17 protein-coding genes and 1 pseudogene are annotated in these 23,672 nt (G+C 63.3%); 13 read left to right on the forward strand and 5 right to left on the reverse strand.

All coding sequences use genetic code 11. The features are described 5' to 3' along the window. Positions 1–110: 110 nt before the first annotated feature. From PSV40_RS03720 to hppD, 3 genes are all read right to left on the reverse strand, one after another. A complete protein-coding gene (locus PSV40_RS03720) occupies positions 111–1,883 on the reverse strand; it encodes a tetratricopeptide repeat protein (protein ID WP_300534342.1) in 1,773 nt (590 codons plus the stop codon). Between the two features lie 116 nt (positions 1,884–1,999). Beyond that, entirely contained in the window at positions 2,000–2,854 is an 855-nt protein-coding gene (phhA, locus tag PSV40_RS03725) for a phenylalanine 4-monooxygenase (RefSeq protein ID WP_300534423.1), read from the reverse strand. A gap of 113 nt (positions 2,855–2,967) precedes the next feature. After that, the gene (hppD, locus tag PSV40_RS03730) at positions 2,968–4,113 is read right to left on the reverse strand and encodes a 4-hydroxyphenylpyruvate dioxygenase (protein WP_300534344.1); all 1,146 of its coding nucleotides are present in this window, start codon (positions 4,111–4,113) and stop codon (positions 2,968–2,970) included. 124 nt (positions 4,114–4,237) lie between these two features. Between hppD and PSV40_RS03735 the strand changes: the two genes are divergently transcribed. The 4 genes from PSV40_RS03735 (at position 4,238) to lnt (ending at position 8,508) form a co-directional block, all read left to right on the forward strand. Then, entirely contained in the window at positions 4,238–4,711 is a 474-nt protein-coding gene (locus tag PSV40_RS03735; protein WP_300534346.1) for an Lrp/AsnC family transcriptional regulator, read from the forward strand. Between the two features lie 252 nt (positions 4,712–4,963). Then, complete coding sequence (locus PSV40_RS03740) at positions 4,964–5,689, forward strand: GNAT family N-acetyltransferase (protein WP_300534349.1); 726 nt, start codon at positions 4,964–4,966, stop codon at positions 5,687–5,689. A gap of 311 nt (positions 5,690–6,000) precedes the next feature. Further along, positions 6,001–6,855 (forward strand): transporter associated domain-containing protein, encoded by an 855-nt coding sequence (locus PSV40_RS03745; protein WP_300534352.1) that lies wholly within the window; start codon positions 6,001–6,003, stop codon positions 6,853–6,855. A gap of 24 nt (positions 6,856–6,879) precedes the next feature. Next, entirely contained in the window at positions 6,880–8,508 is a 1,629-nt protein-coding gene (lnt, locus tag PSV40_RS03750) for an apolipoprotein N-acyltransferase (RefSeq protein ID WP_300534355.1), read from the forward strand. Here the strand turns inward: lnt and PSV40_RS03755 are convergent. Further along, entirely contained in the window at positions 8,497–10,248 is a 1,752-nt protein-coding gene (locus tag PSV40_RS03755; protein ID WP_300534358.1) for an amidohydrolase family protein, read from the reverse strand. The two genes, lnt and PSV40_RS03755, sit on opposite strands and share 12 nt — an antisense overlap. Next, complete coding sequence (locus PSV40_RS03760; RefSeq protein ID WP_300534361.1) at positions 10,229–11,104, reverse strand: bile acid:sodium symporter family protein; 876 nt, start codon at positions 11,102–11,104, stop codon at positions 10,229–10,231. Before PSV40_RS03760 ends, PSV40_RS03755 begins: the two co-directional genes overlap by 20 nt. Before the next feature lie 118 nt (positions 11,105–11,222). Here PSV40_RS03760 and glyQ point away from each other — a divergent pair, with 118 nt between their 5' ends. From glyQ to PSV40_RS03805, 9 genes and pseudogenes are all read left to right on the forward strand, one after another. Further along, a complete protein-coding gene (gene glyQ / locus PSV40_RS03765; protein WP_300534362.1) occupies positions 11,223–12,128 on the forward strand; it encodes a glycine--tRNA ligase subunit alpha in 906 nt (301 codons plus the stop codon). Between the two features lie 2 nt (positions 12,129–12,130). Then, the gene (glyS, locus tag PSV40_RS03770; protein ID WP_300534425.1) at positions 12,131–14,365 is read left to right on the forward strand and encodes a glycine--tRNA ligase subunit beta; all 2,235 of its coding nucleotides are present in this window, start codon (positions 12,131–12,133) and stop codon (positions 14,363–14,365) included. A gap of 24 nt (positions 14,366–14,389) precedes the next feature. Beyond that, the gene (gmhB, locus tag PSV40_RS03775; protein WP_300534365.1) at positions 14,390–14,983 is read left to right on the forward strand and encodes a D-glycero-beta-D-manno-heptose 1,7-bisphosphate 7-phosphatase; all 594 of its coding nucleotides are present in this window, start codon (positions 14,390–14,392) and stop codon (positions 14,981–14,983) included. Between the two features lie 48 nt (positions 14,984–15,031). Next, a complete protein-coding gene (locus PSV40_RS03780) occupies positions 15,032–15,829 on the forward strand; it encodes a lysophospholipid acyltransferase family protein (protein WP_300534367.1) in 798 nt (265 codons plus the stop codon). Between the two features lie 9 nt (positions 15,830–15,838). Beyond that, positions 15,839–16,852, forward strand: coding sequence for a SprT family zinc-dependent metalloprotease (locus PSV40_RS03785; protein WP_300534370.1), 1,014 nt, complete (start codon positions 15,839–15,841; stop codon positions 16,850–16,852). 146 nt (positions 16,853–16,998) lie between these two features. Further along, positions 16,999–17,439, forward strand: coding sequence for a response regulator (locus PSV40_RS03790; protein WP_300534373.1), 441 nt, complete (start codon positions 16,999–17,001; stop codon positions 17,437–17,439). Between the two features lie 240 nt (positions 17,440–17,679). Beyond that, complete coding sequence (locus tag PSV40_RS03795) at positions 17,680–22,371, forward strand: PAS domain S-box protein (RefSeq protein WP_300534375.1); 4,692 nt, start codon at positions 17,680–17,682, stop codon at positions 22,369–22,371. A gap of 116 nt (positions 22,372–22,487) precedes the next feature. Next, the gene (locus PSV40_RS03800) at positions 22,488–23,129 is read left to right on the forward strand and encodes a response regulator (protein WP_300534377.1); all 642 of its coding nucleotides are present in this window, start codon (positions 22,488–22,490) and stop codon (positions 23,127–23,129) included. Between the two features lie 372 nt (positions 23,130–23,501). After that, positions 23,502–23,672, forward strand: a pseudogene (locus PSV40_RS03805) (PAS domain-containing sensor histidine kinase); the annotation flags it as partial.

Raw genomic sequence — 23,672 nt, forward strand, 5'->3', positions numbered from 1 at the left:
AGCCACCCAAGCCACCCAAGCCACCCAAGCCACCCAAGCCACCCAAGCCACCCAAGCCACCCAAACCACCAAGAATGCTCATATCAATCTCCTAAAAATATGTTTGTAGTTCAGCGCGGCAAACCAGCCCGGGTCAACGCGTTTGCGTAGACTTTGCCAATCGGATAAGCACTACTTGGAGAGCGGTGCACGAAAACGCTTACGCTAAATCCAGGTTCCAATTTCAGCAGTTGTTGCACGGTTTCTTTCGCGTCATCGACAAGGCCAGCTTGGGATTGTGCAATTGCCAGGGCTCGATAAGTGGACGTATGCGTTCTGTTGGCTCGAAGGGAGCGTTGGGCAAGTTCGATGGCGCGCATGTATTGACCCGCCGCGACCGCAGCAGACGCGGCGAGAGAATCATAAAAATATCTGATGGGATCAAGCGGCGAAAGCAGCAGAGCCTTTTCTGTCCCGGCTATGGCCGCTTCGCCTTCGCCTTTAAAGGCGTGCAGCGTACCCTTTAAGAGGCTCGCAAAAGAATCATTCGGGTTGATGCTTAAGGCGTGTTCGTACCGCTGATACCCTAGATCCAGCTGCTGCAACAAGTTGGTGTAAACGAATCCCTCTGCGGTGACTGCTTGACCGCATTCGGGGTCATTGTCCAATGCGCGTTTTGTGTTCTCCAGTGCCATCCGGCCTTCCTTGACGGGATCGGACGACCAGCCTTGCTGCACCTTGAGGACATGCCACTGCGCAAGCCATGCATAAGGCAGGGGGTGGCGCCGGGCGCGATCTATCAAGTGTTCCAGCATTTTCTGGGCGCGCGCAAAGTCCGATGGCGCGTTGCGATGCATGAGTGCTACCGCACCCAGCAGCAACGTGTAGCTCTCCAACGTGGGCAGGGCTTGGCTCCTCGCTCGCTGGACCTGATGCGACATCACGGTTGAACTAATAGAGGCGATGAGCCGCAAAATTAAGTCATCGTCAGCCGCGAACAAGCCTTGAACTTGTCCTTTCAGGCTGTCGGCCCAAAGAATGTGACCAGTTTTTGCTTCTATCAGCTCGACGAACAATGCCAGCTGGGTGCCGGCACTTCGGCAGGTTCCCGAGAGGATGTAGGTGGCGCCCAGGTGGGTCTTGATGTCCTCGATGGCTTCGCGGCGATCGCGAAACACCGTCGTTGACAGGCGCGAAATCACATGCAATTCCGACGTCCGCGAGAGGGCGGCAATCACCTCGTCAGCCAGCGCTTCACCCAGCAGCTCATGGCCGGGTTCGTTGCTGCGCATTGCAAACGGAATCACGGCGATGGTGGGCCGCAGGTTCAGCTCAACCGCACTGCCTGGCGGAACAATGGGCGCATCGCCGGGCGGCCCGACGCGGTAGGCGCGCACCGGCTCCTTGACATGTTTGAGGTGGCACTCGCCGAGATCTTCGACGTCTGCGTCCAGCAATGGCGCGAGCTGGTCCCGCATGTCGGCAGTGACCACGGTTTCGCCAGGGCCCGCCAGCGTGCTCACGCGCGAGGTCAGGTTGACGTCGGTGCCGTAGATGTCGTGCTGGTCGGTGACGAAACTTGCGAGGTGCCCGCCCATGCGCAGGTGCATCTGATGTTCGGGTGGCACGCCGGCATTGGCTTGCCGCGTGAAACTGTGCAGGGCAAAAGCCGCTTTGACGCAACTTTGGGCGTTGGCAAACTCCAGCATCAGGCCGTCACCCAGGCTTTTGACAATGCGGCCGCCATGCAGCGGCAGCACGTTCTGCTCCGCTTCTTCCACGAGTTGTTGCCACCGACGTACAAAGCCATCCTGGTCCTGCTCCATGATCCTGACCGACTCGACGACGTCCATGACCAGCAACACTTTCGTGTTTCTTGTCATGGCAGCAGGGAGTTCGATCAATGGGAGCCTCATCGTAGACGGTGTAACAAAATTTTACCTCCTCATTTTGTAGGAGGAAACCGTCCCGACGACCATTCAATGGCTGTGGCGCTCCTGGTGCGCCGCTCGTTGTTGTTTCAGTGTTGAACGACTTCTTCTTCAGCCGGCCTTGCACCGGCGGCGATTTCGGGCAGGCCCCGGAGGCGCTGGTAGATCGGCGTGAAATCCGGCGCGGTTTTGTCGAACAGCTCCTGGAAACTGTTGATGGCGAAGTAGGTCTGCTGGTAGCTGTCGATCTTGTAGCGGGTGCGCATCACGCGTTCAATGTCCAGAGGCAGACGCTGGGGCTCGGGGCTTTGCACCGAATGCTGCAGCTCGCCCGCTGAGCTCAGGATGCCGGCGCCGTAGGCGCGCAGGCCGTCCTTTTGCCGAATCAGGCCGAACTCGATGGTGTACCAGTAGAGCCGGCTGAGCTGTTCGCAGGCGCACAGGCCGTGCGCCTTGAGCCCACCCTTGCCGTATTCCTGCATGTGGTCGGCAAAGATGGGGTTGAACAGCAGCGGCACATGGCCGAACAGGTCGTGAAAGACGTCGGGCTCGACGATGTAGTCGAACTCTTCCGGCTTGCGTATCCAGTCGGTCACCGGGAATTTGCGATTCGCCAGCAGGGTGAAAAAGGGCACCTCGGGAATCAGCCCGGGCACGGTGACAATTTCCCAGCCCGTGGCTTGGCGCAGGCGCTGGTTGATGTCTTCAAAACGCGGAATGTGGTCGCTGGCGCCCAGCGAGGGCAGGGCGGCAATAAATTCGTCGCAGGCCAAGCCGGGCAGCAGCGCAGCCTGGCGTTCGTACAGGCGGCGGTAGGTGTCGTGGTCGGCGGCGGTGTAGCTGTCGTAGTCCTGCGGGCAGGTGTAGTCTGCGTCGGCACGCGTGTAGTCGCCGCGCGGTGGGCGCTCGCTGGCGCCGTAGACAACCGGTGGAGCAGCCCCCACGCTCCCCACTGCGTGTGGTTCGCTGCCCCCCGAGGGGGCCGTCGCTTGCTCGGGGCGGCCCTTCGCGGCGCGGGCCGCCTCACCGTTGATCGCTGCGTGTGACATGGTGGTTGTCAGGCTGTCTGCAGCACGCCGCGGCGCATCTGGTCCAGCTCCATGGTTTCAAACAGCGCCTTGAAGTTGCCTTCGCCAAAACCCTGGTTGCCCTTGCGCTGGATGAACTCGAAGAAGATCGGACCGAGCTGGTTTTCGCTGAAGATCTGCAGCAGCAATTCGCCCGGATTCCCGTCGACCAGGATGTTGCGTGCCTGCAGCTCGGCTACATTTTCGCCGTGGCCCGGGATGCGTTTGTCGAGCAGCTCGTAGTAGGTCTCGCTGGTGTTGAGCAGCTTGATGCCGCTCAGCTGCAGCGCGTCCACCGTGGCGAACAGGTCGTCGGAGCCCATCGCAATATGCTGGATGCCCTCGCCCTGGTAGCGGTCGAGGTATTCCTGGATCTGGCCGGCTTTTTCGTTGCCCTCTTCATTGATCGGGATGCGGATCTTGCCGCAGGGGCTGGTCATGGCCTTGCTCTTGACGCCGGTGGCCTGGCCTTCGATGTCGAAGTAACGCACCTCGCGGAAGTTGAACAGGCGTTCGTAAAAGCCCGACCACTCTGCCATGCGGCCGCGGTGCACGTTGTGGGTCAGGTGGTCGATGTAGGTCAGGCCGTGGCCGGCCGGGTTCAGCTCCGCGCCCGAGCCATTGGAAAGAGGCTCAAAATCCACATCGAAGAAGCCGATGTTGCCGATGTCGCCTTCCCTGGCGCCGTTCTTGCCGCGCCAGCGGTCGATGAAATAGATGATGGAGTCGCCGATGCCCTTGATCGCCGGGATGTTCAGCTCGCCCGGGCCGGCGGTGTGGGCATAACCCCAGGCGCCGAGGCTGATCGCGCGTTCGTAGGCGGCTTTGGCGTCCTGCACGCGAAAGGCGATTGCACAGACGCTGGGGCCGTGCTGGCGCGCAAAACGCTGGGCAAAGGAGTCGGGCTCGGCGTTGATGATGAAGTTGATGCCGCCCTGGCGGTACAGGGTCACGTTCTTGTGGCGGTGTTTGGCAATCGGCTTGAAGCCCATGCGCTCGAACAGCGCGCCCATTGCGGCGGGGTCGGGCGCGGCGTATTCAATGAACTCGAAGCCGTCCGTGCCCATGGGGTTGTCCCAGGCAGCCGCGGCGGAAGGCGCTGAAGAAGGTGCGGGTTGGGTAATGGCTGCGTTCATGCGTGTCTCCATGCGGTTCGGAAAAATAGCGGCACATCCACTTTAAACGCGTGACGCATCAATTTTTATGCAAAACACGGCGCCAGGCTTGATGAATGCGCATCAAACCTGCAAAATATGAGCCATGGAAGCACTCGACAAGCTGGACAAGCTCATACTGCGCAGCCTTCAAGCTGACGGCCGGGCGACTTACGAACAGATCGCCGAGCAGGTCAGCCTGTCGCCCAGCGCCGTGCTGCGGCGGGTCAAGCGGCTGGAGGAAAGCGGCGTGATCGACCGCTACGTGGCGCTGGTCAAGCCTGAGTCGGTCGGGCTGGGGCTGACCGCCTACATCAACGTGCGGCTGGAAAAACACACGGAATCGCACAAGCGCAACCCCATGGACCTGTTTCGGGCCAGTGTGCAGACCTGGCCCGAGGTGGTGGAATGTGCGGCGCTGACCGGCGAGATGGATTACCTGCTGCGCGTGGTGGTGGCCGACATGAGCCACTACAGCCGCTTCATCATGGACACGCTGCTCAAACATCCCAGCGTGCAGGACTGCAAAACCAGTTTTGTGCTGGACCGCGTGAAGTCGACCACGGCGGTGCCGGTTTGATGCGCGGGTCTTTAAAGCGAAGCGGGCCTGGTCAGGGGTTGGTTTAGGGGCCGGCCCCCCTTTTGATGTCGGTTAATGCCGGTTCGGCTGGCGCCCGCCGAGGAAATTTGCTACGATATTCATAGCTGTCTGCGCCCGTCCATCAAGGGCTGATGGCCTTTTAGACTATAAACCCGAGCGTCTCCCCGGGTTCGTGCGATTTAAATAGCCTTCAGGGCTGGACATTCTAGGGAAAACCCTTATATTGAACCCATGGTTACCCCCGGCACATTCATCAAAGCGTCCCTTTCTGCGGGCAAGGAGTTCTTCCGCCCGCCCGTGGACGTCGTAGCGCGCGCGCCGCACAGGCCGCCTGTGCTGGTGCCCATCCGCTCCATTGGCCCCACCCACGGCGAACGCATCGAAAAACATCTGCTGGCGCTGGATCCGCACGACCGCTACCTGCGCTTTGGTTACGCCGCCCGCGACGAGCAGATCCAGCGTTACGTGGCCGGCCTGAACTTCGAACGCGACGAGATTTTCGGCATCTACAACCGCAAGCTTGAGCTGATTGCCATGGCGCACCTGGCGCTGTCGATCGACCCGGAGCTGAAAAGCTGCGCCGAGTTTGGCGTGTCGGTGCTCAAGCACGCACGCGGGCGTGGCTACGGTGCGCGCCTGTTCGACCGCGCTGTGATGCATTCACGCAATGAGGGCGTGAGCATGATGTTCATCCACGCGCTCAGCGAAAACACCGCCATGCTCAACATCGCCCGCAAGGCCGGCGCCGTGATCGAGCGCGACGGTTCGGAAAGCGAGGCCTACCTCAAGCTGCCCCCGGCCGACCTGGACTCGCGCATGACCGAGATCGTCGAAGAGCAGATTGCCCAGACCGACTACCGCCTGAAAGTCCAGGCCAAACAGTTCTGGGACCTCCTGGCCATGGTCCAGGAAGTGCGGCAGGGCGTGCGCGACAGCCGCGACCGCATGCCTATATAAAGCCCCCACGGTCGCTCGCTTCGCGTAGCTCTCTGCACCTTGCAGGCCGCCGCTCGCCAGAGGCTTCGCTTCTGTCGCCTGTCCAAAGCTGCGCAGGCAGCTTTGGAGCCCCAGGCTCCAGCCCCGAGGGGCCGCTGCGCCTGCGGGCCGGCAAAGCCGGTTCCGCGGCCCCTGCTTGAATGGAGATGGCCCCAGGCTCGCTCAACTTTTAACCCGTTCGTCCTGAGCCTGTCGAAGGATGCCCCCGAGCGGCTGATGCGCCTGATCGAAGTACGTTATCCTTGTCAGCTTGCCAACTACCGAACACCTCCGTGTCCGACTTCCCCCCCAGTAGACCGCCCAAGCCCGAAGACAAGCGCGGCTTCCTCCAGAAGCTGGCCGAAATGCTTCACCCCGGGCCCGATTCCAAAGACGAGCTGATTGAAACCCTGGTCGAGGCGCAGGACAACGATGTCATAGGCGCGCAAAGCCGGGAAATGCTCGAAGGCGTGATCCGCATGGCCGACATGACGGCCGGCGACGTGATGGTGGCCACGCCCCGCATGGACGTCATCAACATCGACGCACCCTTCGACGAGTTGCTGCACCTGGTGATCGACACCGCCCACTCGCGTTTTCCGGTTTACGAAAACGAAAAAGAAAACATCATTGGCATCCTGATGGCCAAGGACCTGCTCAAGCTGCAGCGTGCGCCCGAGCTCAACATCCGCGCGCTGCTGCGCCCGGCGGTGTTTGTGCCCGAGAGCAAGGGCCTGAATGACCTGTTGCGCGAATTCCGCGGCAACCGCAACCACCTGGCCATCGTGATCGACGAGTTCGGCCGTGTGGCCGGCCTCATCACGATTGAAGACGTGCTCGAGCAGATCGTCGGCGAGATCGAGGACGAGTTTGACATCGCCGAGGACGAGGGCGACATCTTCGGCCTGACCGACCACACCTACCGCGTCAGTGGCGACACCTCGATCGAGCGCGTCAACGAGGCCTTCGGTGTGTTGCTGCCCGAAACCGACTTCGAAACCATAGGCGGTCTGGTCGCCCACGAGATGGGCCATGTGCCCAAACGTGGCGAACTCTACGCGCTGGCCGGCCTGCAGTTCACCGTGCTGCACACCAAAGGGGGCGCCGTGCGCTGGTTCAAGGTTTCGCCCGTCGCCACGGGCACCTGAGGCGCGGCGGACAAAAAGCAGCGGATGGCACGGAACTCGATCCACAGCATGATGTCGGCGCTGCCCACGTTGCCGGCCCTGCTGGAGCATATCGGGCACCCGCAGCCGCGCAAGGGGCTTTCCTTTTTTGACATTGCTATTGTTTTAATAGCTGGCTGCGCCCATGCCTTGAGCGTTGCATGGCCTTTTTCCTCTGGATTGGCGCAGGGCCAGCCGGTCTGGTGGCTGCAACTGCTGGCCCTGGCTGCGCTCGCCCGGTCGCTGGACCGCTGCGCCCGCTTCAAGCAGGGGCTGCTGCTGGGCTGGCTGTTTGGCAGCGCCTGGCTGTGCGGCATTTTCTGGTGGCTGTTCATCTCGCTGCATGTCTACGGCGGGCTGGCCGCGCCGCTGACGGTGCTGGCCGTGGGCGGTCTGGCGATCTTTCTCGCCACCTATTACGCCGTGGCCTGTGCGGCCTATGTTTCCCTGGCTCCCGCCGGGCGAACGAGCAGGGCGATTGTTTTTGCGGCCCTCTGGCTGCTGGCCGAGCTGGCCCGGGTGGAGTTTTTCACCGGCTTTCCGTGGGGCGCGGCCGGCTACGCGCACCTCGACGGCTGGATGGACGGTTACGCGCGGTGGATCGGGGTGCACGGCATCACCTTCCTGGCCGCTTTCATGGCCGCCAGCCTGGCCGGCCTGGGCCGGTCACGGCGCCAGCTGGTCGTGTTCCCGGTGTTGGCGGCGCTGATCGTGGCGGGGGCGCTGGCGGCGGGAAAGCAGACCTCCACCTCGGCCGGCAGCCTGCAGGTGACGCTGCTCCAGGGCAACATTCCCCAGGACGAAAAATTCCAGCCCGGCACCGGTCTGCCGACGGCGCTGCGCTGGTACGGCGAGCAACTGCAGGGCGCCAAAACCGCGCTGGTGGTGGCGCCGGAAACTGCGCTTCCCCTGCTGCCGCAGCAACTGCCCGAAGGTTACTGGAACGCAGTGCAGGCGCGTTTTGCCTCGGGCCAGCAGGCGGCGCTGATCGGCATGCCGCTGGGCAGCTACAACGCGGGTTACGCCAATTCGGCGGTGGGGCTCAAGCCCGGCCAGGCCCAGGCCTTCCATTTCGACAAGCACCACCTGGTCCCGTTTGGCGAGTTTGTTCCGCCGGGCTTTCGCTGGTTCATCAACCTCATGAACATCCCGCTCGGCGACTTCAAGCGCGGCCCGCTGGGCCAGCCGTCGTTTGACTGGCAGGGCCAGCGGCTGGCGCCCAACATCTGCTACGAAGACCTGTTTGGCGAGGAGCTGGGCGCCAGTTTCACCAACGCAGCCACGGCACCCACGGTGCTCGTCAACCTCAGCAATATCGGCTGGTTCGGCAACACCATCGCCATCGACCAGCACCTGGCCATCTCGCGCATGCGGGCGCTGGAGTTCGAGCGGCCCATGCTGCGCGCCACCAACACCGGCGCCACGGTCATCATCGACCACCGCGGCAAAGTCACCCACGAACTGCCGCGCCACACCCGCGGCGTGCTGGTCGGCGAGGTGGAGGGCCGCAACGGCATCACGCCTTACGCCTGGTGGGTGTCCCGCTACGGCCTGTGGCCGTGGTGGGCCCTGGGTCTGGGTGTCGCGGGACTGGCGCTGGTTTTTCGCCTGCGTTCAGGCCGCTTACTGGCCTGAGCGCACGAGCCGGCCCGGCCGCGCGGCCGTGACCTCGCCTTCGCGGGCCCCACACAGGCCCGCGACCCAGGTGCCGATATAGCCTTGCGCCTTTTGCAGAAAGCGCTTGCCGCCGGCAGGCAGATCCCGCACCAGTTGGGGCACGCCAACGCTTAATCGTGAGGGGTCGATGACGTTGATGTCGGCACGCAGCCCGACCGCCAGCCGACCGCGGTCGCTCAGCCCCAGGTAACGCGCATTGCGCGATGTCATCATCTCCACCGCCTGCTCCAGCGGCAGGCGGCCCTGCGCGCGGCCCTGCACCCAGTGCGTGAGCATGAAGGTGGAAAAACTCGCGTCGCACACGGTGCCCACATGCGCGCCGGCGTCGCCCAGGCCGAACAGCGCGCGCGGGTGGCCCAGCATCTGGCGCACGGTGTCGAGCGAGCCCTGGTTGTAGTTGAAGATCGGGAAGTAGACGAGCTGGCTGCCGTCGCCTTCGCTGAAGTAGTCGTAGAGCGCCTCCAGCGCGGTCGTGCCGCGCTGTTTGGCGCGTACCAGGAAACTCTGCATCACGTTGGGTTCGTAGTTGAGGGTGGCGTCCAGCGGGAACATGCGCCCGGCGATCATTTCAATCCGTGCCAGCAGCATGTCCACCAGCGGCGGAATCGGTGTGCCGTCACCCGCCAGACGTTCCGACTTCTCGCCCAGTATGCGGGCTTTTCGGGCTGGTTCCCGCATGGCCGCTGCGCGGGCTGCTACTGAAAGCGTAGCAATTTCCTTGTAGCCCGGAAAACCCATGAAAGGGTGAAAACTCGCGTCCAGCCCGTTGATGACGCCGATGCCGCGCGCCGCGGTCTGCAGGTACAGCGGCAGGCCGCGCGCCACGGCCGCTTCCACGCGGGCCTGCATGGCCAGGTACTGCTCCCCGCCTGGGTCGCGCTGCAGCCAGCTCATCGAGAGCGGCCGCCCGCTGGCCGCCGCGAGTTGTTCGACCAGATCGAACTCGGCATCGAAGTTCTGCGGTCCCTGCATCAGGTCGAAATCGCTGACGACCTGCACCACGCCGTGGCTCAGGCCTTCAAAGGCTTGCGCAATGCCGGTCAGTTCGGCCGCGCTGGCAATCGAGGCCGGCGTGTCATGCCCCTCGGCCGTGCGGTGGTTGTCCGAGCGGCCGGTGGAAAAGCCCACCGCCCCGGCAGCCAGCGCCGCGCGCAGGTGCTCGCGCATGGCGGCAATGTCCTGCGTGCTGGCGGCTTCGCGCGCCTCGGCGCGTTCGCCCATCACCAGCATGCGCAGCGGGTCGTGCGGCACCATGGCCATGAAGTCCAGGCTGTGCGGCATGGCGTCCAGCGCGTTCAGGTAGTCGCCAAAACTCTCCCATGAAAATTTCACCCCTTCCGTCAGCGCCACGCCGGGGATGTCTTCCACGCCCTCCATCAGCTTGATCAGCCGGTCCTCGCTGCCGGGCCGCAGTGGCGCGAAGCCAACGCCGCAGTTGCCCATGACCACGGTCGTCACGCCGTGGTGGATGCTGGGGCTGAAGGTTTCGTCCCAGGTGGCCTGCCCGTCGTAATGGGTGTGGATGTCCACAAAACCCGGCGTGACCCAGACGCCGCTGGCGTCCACCGTGTCGCGCGCTTCCGTGGTGATGGTGCCGATGGCCACAATGCGGCCGTCCTGCACACCGACGTCGGCCACAAAGGGCGCGGCGCCGCTGCCGTCGACGACGGTGCCGCCTTTAAAAAGCAAGTCGAGCATCTTTTTTTCTCCAGAAGTAGGCCAGCGACAGGCCGCTGACGATGTGCCAGATGCCCCACATGCTGGCAATGAGGACCATGCCGAGGTCCGAGTTGAACTGCACGGCAATGATGCCCAGCGCCAGGCCCGAGTTCTGCATGCCGCCCTCGATCATCACGGCACGCCGGTCGCGTTCGCTCACCCCCATGGCCTTGCTGGTGGCCCAGCCGAAAAACAGGCCGCTGGCATTGTGCGCGATCACGATGGCCAGCATGGGCAGCAGGCCCAGCGTCAGCAACTGGCGCTCCTTGATCAGCCCCAGCACGATGAAGGCCAGCAGGGCCAGCAGCGAAAAGTTGCCCAGCGGTTTCTGGATGCGCGCCGTCAGTGCAGGCAACTGGTGCGAGAAGACCAGGCCCAGCGCCATCGGCAGGGCCAGCAGCAAAAACAGGCTGATCCAGATGCCCGAGGGGTCGATGTCCAGTGTCTTGAGCCAGCCGGCTGTGGCCGGGTTGGTCGCCACCATCCAGCTGAAGTTGAACGGTGTGGCGACCAGCGCAATGATGCTGGCCACGGCCGACACGCTGACCGACAGCGCCGTGTTGCCGCGGCCCAGGTGGGTGACCACGTTGCTCAGGCTGCCGCCGGGGCAGGCCGCCACCAGGATCATCGCGGCCTCGACGTTGGGCGGCAGGTCCAGCGCCAGGGTGGCCAACCAGGTACCCACGGGCAGCAGGATGAACTGCGGGATCAGTCCGCAGACCACCGCCTTGGGTGTTTGCGCGACGCGCCTGAAGTCGCTCACCTTGAGCTCCAGCGCGACCGAAAACACCATGGTGGCGAGCACCAGGCTCAAAATCAGTTGTTGGGTTGTCATGACACTTTCCTTGCGTCTGAGGGTAACCCGGTGAAAGCTCCGTAAAATCAAGGGTTTTCGCGGGTTCAGGCCCGCTGTGTCTTTCCCATCCGGCCCTGCGTCGCCGAACACCCTATTTATGTTGACCTTTCAGCAAATCATCTTGAAGCTCCAGTCCTACTGGGATGCCCAGGGCTGCGCACTGTTGCAGCCCTATGACATGGAAGTGGGCGCCGGGACGTCGCACACTGCTACGTTTTTAAGAGCGCTTGGCCCGGAGCCCTGGAAGGCCGCCTATGTGCAGCCGAGCCGCCGCCCGAAAGACGGCCGTTACGGAGAGAACCCGAACCGCCTGCAGCACTACTACCAGTACCAGGTCGTGCTCAAGCCCGCGCCCAGCAACATCCTGGAGCTCTACCTCGGCTCGCTCGAGGCGCTGGGGTTTGACCTGAAGAAAAACGACATCCGCTTCGTGGAAGACGACTGGGAGAATCCGACGCTGGGCGCCTGGGGCCTGGGCTGGGAGGTCTGGCTCAACGGCATGGAAGTCACGCAGTTCACCTACTTCCAGCAGGTCGGCGGTATCGACTGCAAACCCATCACCGGCGAGATCACTTATGGCCTGGAGCGCCTGGCCATGTACCTGCAAGGTGTGGACAACGTCTACAACCTGCAGTGGACCGACAGCATGAGTTATGGCGACGTCTACCTGCAAAACGAAAAGGAACAGTCGGCCTACAACTTCGAACACAGTGACGCCGACTTCCTGTTCACCGCCTTCACCGCCTACGAGAAGCAGGCCAAACACCTGATCGAGGTGCAGCTCGCGCTGCCGGCCTACGAGCAGGTGCTCAAGGCCGCGCACAGCTTCAACCTGCTGGACGCGCGCGGCGCGATTTCGGTGACCGAGCGCGCCGCCTATATCGGCCGCATCCGCAACCTGGCGCGTGCCGTGGCGCAGAGTTATTACGAATCCAGAGAGCGCCTGGGCTTCCCGATGGCGCCGCGCGAGTGGGTGGAACAGATGACGAAGAAGGCCGCATGACCATGACCACGCAAAACCTTCTGGTCGAACTGTTTGTGGAAGAGCTGCCGCCCAAGGCGCTCAAAAAACTGGGCGATGCCTTTGCGGGTGTCTTGTTCGAGCAGCTCAAGGCCCAGGGCCTGGCCAGTGCCGACGTCTCGGTGGTGACGGCGTATGCCTCGCCGCGCCGCTTGGCCGCGCATGTCACCCATGTCTGGCGCAAGGCCGCCGACAAGGCCGTGCAGCAAAAACTCATGCCGGTCTCGGTGGGGCTGGATGCTTCCGGCAAGGCCACGCCCGCCCTGCTCAAGAAGCTGCAGGCGCTCGGTGCCGACGTATCGGACCCGGCGGCGGCCGTGGCCGCCCTCAAGCGCGCACCCGACGGCAAGGCCGAGGCGCTGTTCTACGACAGCCTGGTGACGGGCGCCGCGCTCGATACCGGCCTGCAGAAAGCGCTCGAAGAAGCCATCGCCAAGCTGCCGATTCCCAAGGTCATGAGTTACCAGCTCGAGACCGACTGCGCGCTGCCCGGCTGGAGCAGCGTGAACTTCGTGCGTCCCGCGCACGGCCTGGTGGCACTGCACGGCAGCACCGTGGTGCCGATCACGGCGCTGGGCCTGAAGGCGGGCAACACCACGCAGGGTCACCGCTTTGAAGCCAAAGTGTCGCCGGTGGTGATCCAGGATGCCGACGCGTACGCCCAGACCCTGCTGGGCGACGGCGCGGTGATCGCCAGCTTCAACGACCGCCGTTTTGCCATCGTGCAGCAGCTCGCGCAGGCTGCCGAGCGGCTGGGCCCGGGCTACGAGGTGCTGATGGACGAGGACCTGCTGAGCGAGGTGACCGGGCTGGTCGAGCACCCCAATGTGCTGGTGTGCGAATTCGAAGCGCAGTTCCTCGACGTGCCGCAGGAGTGCCTGATCCTCACGATGAAGGCCAACCAGAAGTACTTCCCGCTGGTCGACGCGAAGGGCAAACTCACCAACAAGTTTCTGGTGGTCAGCAACATCAGCCCCGACGATGCCAGCGCGGTGATTCAGGGCAATGAGCGTGTGGTGCGGCCGCGCCTGGCCGACGCCAAGTTCTTTTTTGACCAGGACCGCAAGAAGACGCTGGCCTCGCGTGTGGCGGGGCTGGACAAGGTGGTTTATCACAACAAGCTCGGCTCGCAGGGTGAGCGTGTGGCACGCGTGAGTCGCATCGCCACAGAAATTGGGATGATGCTGGCGGTGGAGGGCGATTCCACCATTGCCATGCATGCCCAAAGGGCGGCAGAGCTTGCCAAAACAGATCTGGTCACGGACATGGTTGGCGAATTCCCTGAACTGCAGGGCATCATGGGGCGTTATTACGCTCTGAACGATGGCTTGCCCGCAGATATTGCCGATGCCATTGAAGATCATTACAAGCCGCGGTTTTCCGGCGACGAACTGCCCCGCAATCAGGTCGGCGTGATTGTGGCGCTGGCAGACAAGCTCGAAACCCTGGCGGGCATGTTCGGCATCGGCAATTTGCCGACCGGTGACAAGGACCCGTTTGCCCTGCGCCGCCATGCGCTGGGCGTGATCCGTATGTTGGTCGAGAAAGACTTGCCACTTTCACTTCATCGCTTGCTTGCAGTAGCGACTCGCCCGTTTGTGGAGCAGTTCTGTGGAGGAGCGTTTGTGCCTGTCCAGTTGATGCCACCAGACGCGGATGAAAACTACCTCCAAGCATTGAACAAACACTTTGGTGTCGCGAATTCAACGGGACAAGAACTTGTGGGTTTTATCTATGACCGCCTCGCCGGCTCCCTGCGCGAGCAGGGCTACAGCCCGCAGGAAGTCGAGGCCGTGCTGGCCCTGCATCCGCAACGGCTCGGTGATGTGGCCAAGCGCCTGGCTGCGGTACGCGCCTTCGCCGCGCTGCCGGAAGCGCCGGCCCTGGCCGCCGCGAACAAGCGCATCGCCAACATCCTCAAGAAGGCCCAGGACGTCGATGCCCATGTCAGCGAGGTGTTGCTCAAGGAGGCCGCCGAAATCGCCCTGTACGCGGCAATGAAGGATGTGGCGCCCCGGGCAAAAGCACAGTTCGAAGCCGGCGACTACACCGCCTCGCTGCAGACACTCGCCGCCCTGCGTGCGCCGGTTGATGCGTTTTTCGACGGCGTGATGGTCAACGCCGATGAGATGGACTTGCGCCTGAACCGGCAGGGCTTGCTCAAAAGCCTGCATGACGCCATGAACCGCGTCGCGGATTTGTCCAGACTCGCGGCCTGAGCCGGTCACCACAGGCCACGTCCCATGAAACTCGTCATCCTCGACCGCGACGGCACCATCAACAGTGACAGCGACGACTTCGTCAAGACGCCGGACGAATGGGTGCCGCTGCCGGGCGCGCTGGAAGCGATTGCGCGGCTGACCCACGCCGGCTGGCATGTGGTGATTGCGTCCAACCAGTCGGGCCTGGGGCGCGGCCTGTTTGATGTGGCCTCGCTTAACGCCATGCACGCCAAGATGCACAAGCTGCTGGCGGCGCTGGGCGGGCGCATCGATGCGGTGTTTTACTGCCCGCACAGCCCGGAAGAAAGCTGTACCTGCCGCAAACCCCTGCCCGGATTGTTCGAGCAGATAGGCGCGCGTTTTGGCGTACCGCTCAAGGGTGTGCCGACCGCCGGCGACTCGGTGCGCGATTTGCTCGCCGGCGCTGCGGCCGGTTGTGAGCCGCACCTGGTGCTGACCGGAAAATCGGCAGGGTACCGGGACGGTGGCCGGCCGGAGGGCCTGCCGCCCGGCACGCTGGTCCATGCCGACCTGCCGGCCTTTGTGGAATTCATCCTGAATCGCAGCGCCCCAACAGGTGCTATGAAAAAAGTAGCTACTCGCGCAGATGTTTAAAGGGCTGCAGCCCTGAAACGCTCAAAAGTTCGACTGAAAACGCACGCCATGCCCCTGATCCGCTCCGTCCTGCACCTTCTGTGGATGATTTTTACCGTGATTCCCTGGGGGCTGGCTGTGCTGATTTTTTCGCTGTTCGGCAGCAGCACCCAGATCTACTGGCTGTGCGCCGGCTGGCTGCGCCTGGCTGTCAGCGGCGGCACGGTGATTCTTGGCATCAAAAATCGTGTGACCGGCATGGAAAACCTGCCTGTCGGCGAGACCAGCGCGGCCGTGCTGCTGCTCAAGCACCAGAGCACCTGGGAGACGTTTTCGATGCCGACACTGATGCCGCACCCGCTGGCCTACGTGTTCAAGAAAGAGCTTCTGTACGTGCCCTTTTTCGGCTGGGCCATGGCCCGCATGGACATGATCCACATTGACCGCAGTCAGCGCACACAGGCCTTCAACAAGGTGGTCGAGCAGGGCCGCCGGCTGATGAGCCAGGGTGTCTGGGTCATCATGTTTCCGGAGGGCACGCGGATTGACCGCGGAAAAAAAGGCGTCTACAAGACCGGTGGCACGCGGCTGGCTATTGAGACGGGCGCCCCGGTGATTCCGGTGGCCGTGACATCGGCCAAGTGCTGGCCGCGCAAGGCCTTCATCAAGAGGCCCGGCATCGTCGACATCTCGATCGGCAAACCCATCAGCAGCGTGGGCCGCAAGCCCGAGGAACTGATGCGTGAGGTCGAGGCCTGGATCGAAGCCGAAATGCGCCGGCTCGACCCCGAGGCCTATCCGGAAACCGCTAAACCGCTGGCACCGGCGCGTAGAGCACGCCCACGGGCAACCCCGTCACAGCGCTAGACTGTTTGCATGCAACGGTTTCTCCAGTTCACGCTTGACCTCTTTGACCTGGAGCCCGCCAGACCCGTGGCCTCGCCTCCTGAACAGCTTGCCGTACCAAAACCAAATCAGCCTCCAGCCCTTGCTGATTCTGCGCCGACAGCTATAAAAAAGGCAGCGAATGACAAGCCGGACCCGCTTGCGCCCCAGACCTTGGCGCAAGTGCTGGCGCCGGCCACCTACCGCCATCCTGCGGCCACGCGCGAGGCCTTGCTGGAGGGCGCCGTGGTGGCTTACCAGTTCCGGCGCGGCAAGCGGCGCACCATCGGCTTTTCGGTCGGTGCCGAAGGGCTGGTCGTCAGCGCGCCCAAATGGGTGCCGCTTTATGACATCGACAAGGCCGTGCAGGAAAAATCCGGCTGGATCGTGCGCAAGCTGCAGGAAACCCGCGCCCGCCATGACCGGCTCGAGTCGGCGCGCATCGAATGGAAAGACGGGGCGTCCCTGCCTTTCCTCGGGGAGCCCGTGATGGTGGTGATCGATCCGCGACATGCCTTCGGTGCGGTGGGCGGTGAACTCAAGAACCTCGGTGGGCCCGGGGCTGTGCTGCACACCGGCGCCGACGCCCCCGGCAGCACCCTGCCGGGCGTGGCGAAGCTGACCTTGCACATCGCCCTGGCGCACGATGCGACGCCGGAGCAGATCCGCGACTCCGTGCAGGCCTGGCTGATGCGCCAGGCCAAGCGCCTTTTCACCGAACGGCTCAACCACTATGCCCCCCACTTGGGCGTGCAATGGCGCAAGCTGAGCCTGAGCAGCGCCGGCACGCGCTGGGGCAGCGCCAGCGCCGATGGTGCGATCCGGCTGAACTGGCGGCTGATTCACTTCAAGCAGTCCGTGATCGACTATGTGGTGGTTCACGAACTGAGCCATTTGCGGGTGATGGACCACAGCCCGCGTTTTTGGGACACTGTGCGTACGGTGGTTCCTGACTATGCCGAGCTGCGCAGCCAGTTGAAAGAAGAGTCTGTTCCGAGGTGGTAGCCAGGCCAGGACCGCTCAGGATGCCTCGGTTGGCCGGGGAGCCTCGGAAAAAACTTGCATTGGATGCTGGACAAGCTTGTAAATTTGTGTAATATGAGAAATATGATAAAAGTGCCAGCGAAATCACGCTAAACGAAAAGGTTTTTATGCATGACAAACCCATTCTCGTGGTGGAGGACAACCCCGACCACCTGGAGCTCACGGTCCTGACTTTGCAGGAGCAGGGGACGGACACGGCCATCGTGACCGCGCGCGATGGCGCCGAGGCGCTGGACTACCTGTTTGGCCGGGGGGCGCACGCAGGGCGCGACACTCAGAAGCAGCCGGCCTTTGTCCTGCTCGACATGAAGCTGCCCAAGCTGTCCGGCCTCGATGTTTTGCGCAGCCTGCGCAGCAACCCGCTGACGGCGCTGGTCCCGGTGGTCATGCTGACCTCGTCGAGTGAGCAGTCCGACATCATTGCCTGCTACCAGAGCGGCGCCAACGGCTTTGTGCGCAAGCCCGTCGATTTCGGCGACTTCACGGAAAAGCTCAGCCGTCTGCAGGACTACTGGCTGCGCGTCAACGAGTCCATCGCCGCCGCTTGACGGTCGCCTGGCCGGCCCATGCGGCGAGGCGGGAACCATCGCTGGAATAAAGCGGGGGGCTACTGCAGATGACTTACAGTCGGGTGAGTCCATCTGAAAACGGCCGCTGGCGGCCCGGTTCAGAAACCCCGACCGCATGAACACCGTCCTGATTCCTTTCCCCACCCTTCCGCCCCGTCCCGCGCGCGCCTGTCCGGACGCGTCCCGCCCACGCCAACCCGTGCCGCAGCGGATCACCGCATGAGGGCGGACATCAGCCTGCGCACGCGCATTGTCGTCCTGGTGCTGGTGGCGATTGTTCCGCTGTTCGGCCTGTCGATGTTCAAGGCACTGCACAATGCCGACGCGGAACTCGAACGCGCCAAGGCCAACCTGCAGTTTGCGACCTCGCTGGCCGCCGCCAGCCAGGAGCGGGTGGCCGACTCCGCCCGGCAGGTGCTGACCCTGCTGGCCTCGCTGCCGGAGGTGCAGGACGGCAACAACGCCGGTTGCGACCGCTACTTTTCGAGCCTGACCCGCCATCTTCCCGAATACGCCAATCTGGGCGTCCTGGGGCTGGACGGACAAACCCGTTGTCACGCGCTGGGGAGCGCCAAGAAAGCTTTTCTGGGTGACCGCAGCTATTTCCGCGATGCCATCGCCCAGCGCCGCTTTGTGGTGGGCACCTATGCGGTCGGGCGGCTTGCCGGCACGCCGGTTCTGACCTTTGCCCTGCCGGTCATGGGGGCTGATGACAAGGTGACAGGGGTGGTCTACGCTTCCTTCGATCTGGCCCGGATGGCCGACACGATCGCGGGGATTCAGCTGCCGTCGGGAGCTGCACTGGGCATTCAGGACCGCGAGGGCGCCTTGCTGGCGGGCAGACCGGCCCTGCCCATCCGTGTGGGCGACAAGGTTCGCAGCCCGGTATTGCAGGAAGCGGTCATGGCCATGAGCACCGGGGTGCGCGAAGGCCTGGACGGCGGTGGGCATGCGCGTTTGTGGGCGTTCATGCCGAGCAGTCCGCGCACGGAAGCCGCGGTTTTTGTGTCGGTCAGCATGGACCGCGACCTGATCGTCGCGCCTGTCCGGCGCCAGTTGTGGCTGGAGCTGGCGGCGCTTGCGCTGGTGGCGCTTCTTGGCGGCTGGATCGCCTGGATGATTGCCAGTCGTTCGATCGTGGCGCCGGCCCGCCAGCTTCTTCGCGCTACGCGGGAGCTGGAGAAGGGCCACCTGGATGCCCGTGTGCCCATGAGGCCGGGTGAGGTCCAGAGTGAATTCTCCAGAATTGCTGCGGGTTTCAACCTGATGGCCGACTCGCTGCAGCATCGCGAAAGGGCCCTGGAAAACGAGCTGGTGCGAAACCGGCAGGCTTATGCCGCGCTGGAGCTGACCATCAACAGCATGCAGGAAGGCCTGCTGGCGGTGGACGCCGCCGGGCGGGTGATCCTGGTCAACCAGACGGCCTCCCAGCTGTTTGCCATTGATGACAGCTCCCTGGTGCTGGCGCCGCTGTGGCCCGAACGCCAGGGGCTGTTTGTTCCGGACATGCAGGACCTGTACGGTTTCGAGGACTTGCCTCTCCACATGGCCCTGCGCGGCGAGAGCGGCGGCCCCCTGCTCATGCTGGTGCGCAACGAGCGCGAGCCGGTGGGCCGCCTGATCAGTTGTACCTACCGTCCCATGCAGGGCGCGGACGGCATCGTTGGCGCCCTGATGGTGTTTTCAGACATCACCCGCATGCAGCAGCTGCAGCTGGAGCAGACGCGCAGTTACGAGCAACTCAGCGAGGTCCAGCGCAAGCTACTCAATGCCCAGCGGCTGGGGCGGATCGGCAACTGGGAGCTGAACCTGGTCACCGGCCGGCTCTGGTGGTCCGACGAGGTGTACGAACTCTTCGGGCTGACCCGGGCGGGCTTTGACGGGCGACCGGACACCGTGATTGCGATGATCCATCCGGAAGACCGTGCCGGCTACATCCGCGTGCGGGACGCCGCCATGCAGGAGGGCCAGCGCATGGACGTGGAGTACCGCATCCTCACCGTGGACGGCCAGACCCGCTGGATACACCAGCTCGGGGAGTCCCATGCAGACAGCAGTGGCCAGATCGTCCGGCGTGCCGGTGTGGTCCAGGACATCACGGCCCGCAAGCAGGCGGAACTGGCCGTGGCCCGCCACACGGAGCTGCTGCAACAGACCGGCGAGATGGCCCGCATCGGGGGCTGGGAACTGACCGTGGAGACCATGACGCCTTACTGGTCCGCAGAGGTGTACCGGATTCTTGACCTCGATCCTTCAGTGGTACTGGGGACGAAACAGGCGCTCGATTTTCACCCGCCGGAAATGCAGTCCCTGGCGCGCGCCACGCTGTCCGCGGCGCTGGCCGACGGCACGCCCTGGGACATGGAGGTGCCGCTTGTCACGGCGCGGGGGCGACGCATCTGGGTGCGCACACGGGGGCATGCCATGTTGAGGGACGGCAAGGTCGTGCGCCTCATGGGGGTGTTGCAGGACATCACCGACCAGCACGAATCCCAGGCGCAACTCCGATTGCTGGAGGCCGCCATTTCACGGCTGAACGACATTGTGCTGATCACCGAAGCCGATCCGCTGGATGAGCCAGGGCCGCGCATCGTGTTTGTCAACAACGCGTTCGAGCGCCGCACCGGCTATAGCCGCGAGGAAGCGCTGGGCCGGTCGCCGCGTTTCCTGCAGGGCCCGGGAACCCAGCGCTCCGAACTGGACCGTATCGGTGCGGCGCTGCGCAAGGGTGAGTCCGTGCGCGCGGAGCTGATCAACTACAAAAAGAGCGGCGAAGAAATCTGGCTGGACCTGGACATGGTGCCCATTGCAGACGCGCAGGGGCGGGTCACCCACATCGTCGCCATAGAGCGCGACATTACCCGGCGCAAACTCGCCGAGCAGGCCATGACCGACAGCGAGCAGCGTTATGCGGCCCTGTTCAAGGCCGGGCCTGTGCCGATGTGGATCGTCGACGCCGGGACCGCCCGGTTTCTCGCCGTCAACGAGGCTGCTGTGGCGAACTATGGTCATTCGAAGGAAGAGTTTTTGCAGCTGACACTCTTTGATATCCGGTCCGGGACAGAGCAGGCCCGGTTGAAGCAGCATCTAGACAAAGGCATCATCGGCCAGCCGGGCCGCTGGCTGCATCTGCGCAAGGACGGGGTGGAGTTTCCCGTGGAGACCGTGGCCCGGGCCATCACCTACATGGGCCGGGAGGCGCGTTTCGCGGTTGCGCTGGACATCACCGCACAGGTCAGGGCCGAAAAGGAAGTACAGGATTACCTGTTCACGCTGCAGCGTGCCGCCGACGCGACCCATGCCATCACGCGCCACCGCACCGTCGAAGCAACATTGCAGGAAACCGTGGACCAGGTCCGGTCCGTGGTGGGCGCGCACCAGGCCGTGGTGAGCCTGACGGTCTCCGGAGCACAGACGCGGACCGTCAACGCCGTGTCGCACTCGGACAAATATGCGCACTGCCGCGACCTGGTGCGCTGGACCCACCGCCATGGCCTGGATGCGGCCGTTTGCGAAACCAACAGGCCGATGCGGCTGACCCGGTCCGCGCTGGAGGCTGACCCGCACTGGGTCGGTCCTGGTGATGAGGCCGGGACGGGGCCGTCCATGCGGGGCTGGCTGGCGGTCCCGCTGACCGGCCAAAGTGGCGAGAACATCGGCCTGCTGCAACTGAGCGACAAATACGACGGCGAGTTCACATTGCAGGACCAGTATGTGGGCGTTGAACTCGCGCAACTGGCGTCCATCGCCATTGAAAACACCCAGCTTTTTGAGCAGGTCCAGCAGCTCAATCAGGGGCTGGAAGAAAAGGTCGTTGAAAGGACCGCCGCCCTGGCACGGCAGGAGGCCTTGTTCCGGGCGCTGGCCGAGCAGGCCCCGCAGATCATCTGGAATGTCGACGTTGACGGCAAGGTGACCTACCTGAATCGCAAGTGGTACGAGTTGATGGGTGGGACACCGGCTGACTGGATGGGATACAAGTGGTCAAGCGTGGTGCACCCCGACGACCTGACGGACATGTCTGCCAACTGGAAGATGTCCCGCCAGAGCCTGACGTCCTATGTGGGAATGCGGCGCCTGCGTGCGGCGGACGGCACCTACCACACCATGTCTTACCGGGCCTCTCCGGTGCTTGACGATGAGGGCGGCGTGCTGTTCTGGGTCGGCATCGATGCCGATGTGACGGAAATCAAGGACATTGAAACAGCCCTGCGCCTGTCCAACCAGGAACTTGAAGCCTTTTCCTACTCGGTCTCGCATGACCTGCGTTCACCGCTGAATACGGTGGACGGTTTCAGCCGCCTGCTGGCCAAGCAGCTCAACGCCGGCAGCCCGAACGAAAAAATCCAGCACTACCTGTCGCGCATCCATGCGGGTGTGGCCCAGATGGGGCGGCTGATCGAAGACCTGCTGTCCCTGGCGCAAGTCTCGCGCATGCAGTTGCGACATGAAACGGTGGATTTGAGCGCCATGGCGGCGGAAATAGCCGGCGAATGCCAGGGGCGCAACCCGGAGCGCGTGGCCAGCATCCATATCGAAGAGGGTTTGCAGGTTCAGGGTGACGGGCGGCTGATCCACGTGGTGATGGAAAACCTGCTGGGCAATGCCTGGAAGTTCTCTTCCCGGCAAGCCCATGCGGCTATCCGGGTCGGACACACGACTGACGCTGGCGGCCTGTCCGTGTTTTTCGTGCAGGACAACGGCGCGGGCTTTGACATGGCCTATGCCGACAAGCTCTTCAATACTTTTCAGCGGCTGCATGCCGTGACCGATTTTCCGGGAACCGGTGTGGGGCTGGCCACCGTGAGCCGCGTGATCGGCCGCCACGGCGGCAAGGTCTGGGCGCAGGCCGAGCCCGGCAAGGGGGCCACCTTCTTTTTTACCCTGCCAGGCGGTGGGGCCGCCGCCTGAGTGCGGTACAGATGTTCAGTTGTAAAAAATGCAGATGAGTTGATAGCCATTAAATTCAATTGATTAAATTCATTAAATTGTTTAAATTGCAGTTGTAATTTTAAATAGGCCCTTTTATGCCCCGCGAAACCCAAACTTTCGAAAATGCCATCACCGCGAGCGAGTTCTCCAGTGATGACTATTGCGGAACCACCTACGCCGCCAAACTGCTGGGCTTGTCGGTCGCCACCGTCCAGTCGCTGGTCGAGAAGGGTGAGATTGAGGCGTGGAAAACCCTGGGAGGCCACCGCCGGCTTTCCCTGCGTGCCATCAACGCCTACCTTCAGAAAAACAGTCCGCAACGAGCCCAGGTGGACGCGGATCCCCGCAATCGCCTCAGCGTCCTGGTGGTGGAAGACGACGAGGCCACCTGCGAGCTTTACAGGGCCCACTTCGACGAATGGGACATGGCGGTGGACTGCAGCTTCATGCCGTCCGCCCTGGAGGCCCTGATGGACATTGCCAGCATGCGCCCGGACCTCCTGATCACCGACCTGAACATGCCCGGCGTGGACGGTATGGAAATGCTGCGCGCCCTCAAGCGCAACCAGCAACTGCTGGCGATGCAGATCCTGGTGATCAGCGGCTTGCCGCGCGAATCGGTCAAGGAAAGAGGGGGCCTTCCGCCCAACTCGTACTACCTCGAAAAACCGATCAATTTCGACTGGCTGCATGGGTATGTCACGGCGCTGCTGGTGGCCAACCGCAAGTGGCGCTAGGACTTCGCCTGGAACTGTCGCCAGATGAAGGCGTGCCTTCGCTCTCCTGTCCCTGGTAAATCCTGGTCAAGGCTGCGTCTGTGGTTAGTGCCTGGCCCGGGGCGCGAATCAACCACTTTCATCGTGTGCAGGTACTCCTGGAACGACGCACCAGGGCGGCGTTACCCCAACGTTTGAAGAAGCCTGGTCTTGGCCTTGTTGACCCTTTTCAAAACATGGCTGAAGTCGCTGAAGGGAAGCAGGCGGGTGCCGCTTTTAGGGCTACCAACCGGACGGGAGGCAGCAAGCGCAGAGGCCTTGCAGGGCGGTATCGACCTGTCGTCTGACGGGATGGTCCTGCTGGACAGCGTGGGCCGGATCGCGGCATTCAATATGCGTGCCCAGGCGCTCATGCACTCCGCGCTCGGCAAGCTCAGGGGTGTTGATTTCTGGGATGCGGTACCAGAAGAAATTGCAGACGAGCACCGCGGTGCCGCCGAGCAGGCGCTGCGGAAAACGGGATGCCACACCTTTGTTATTCGGCATGAGTTTGAGAACCAATGG

The organism is Polaromonas sp., assembly GCF_029945925.1.
Lineage (GTDB): Bacteria > Pseudomonadota > Gammaproteobacteria > Burkholderiales > Burkholderiaceae_C > Polaromonas.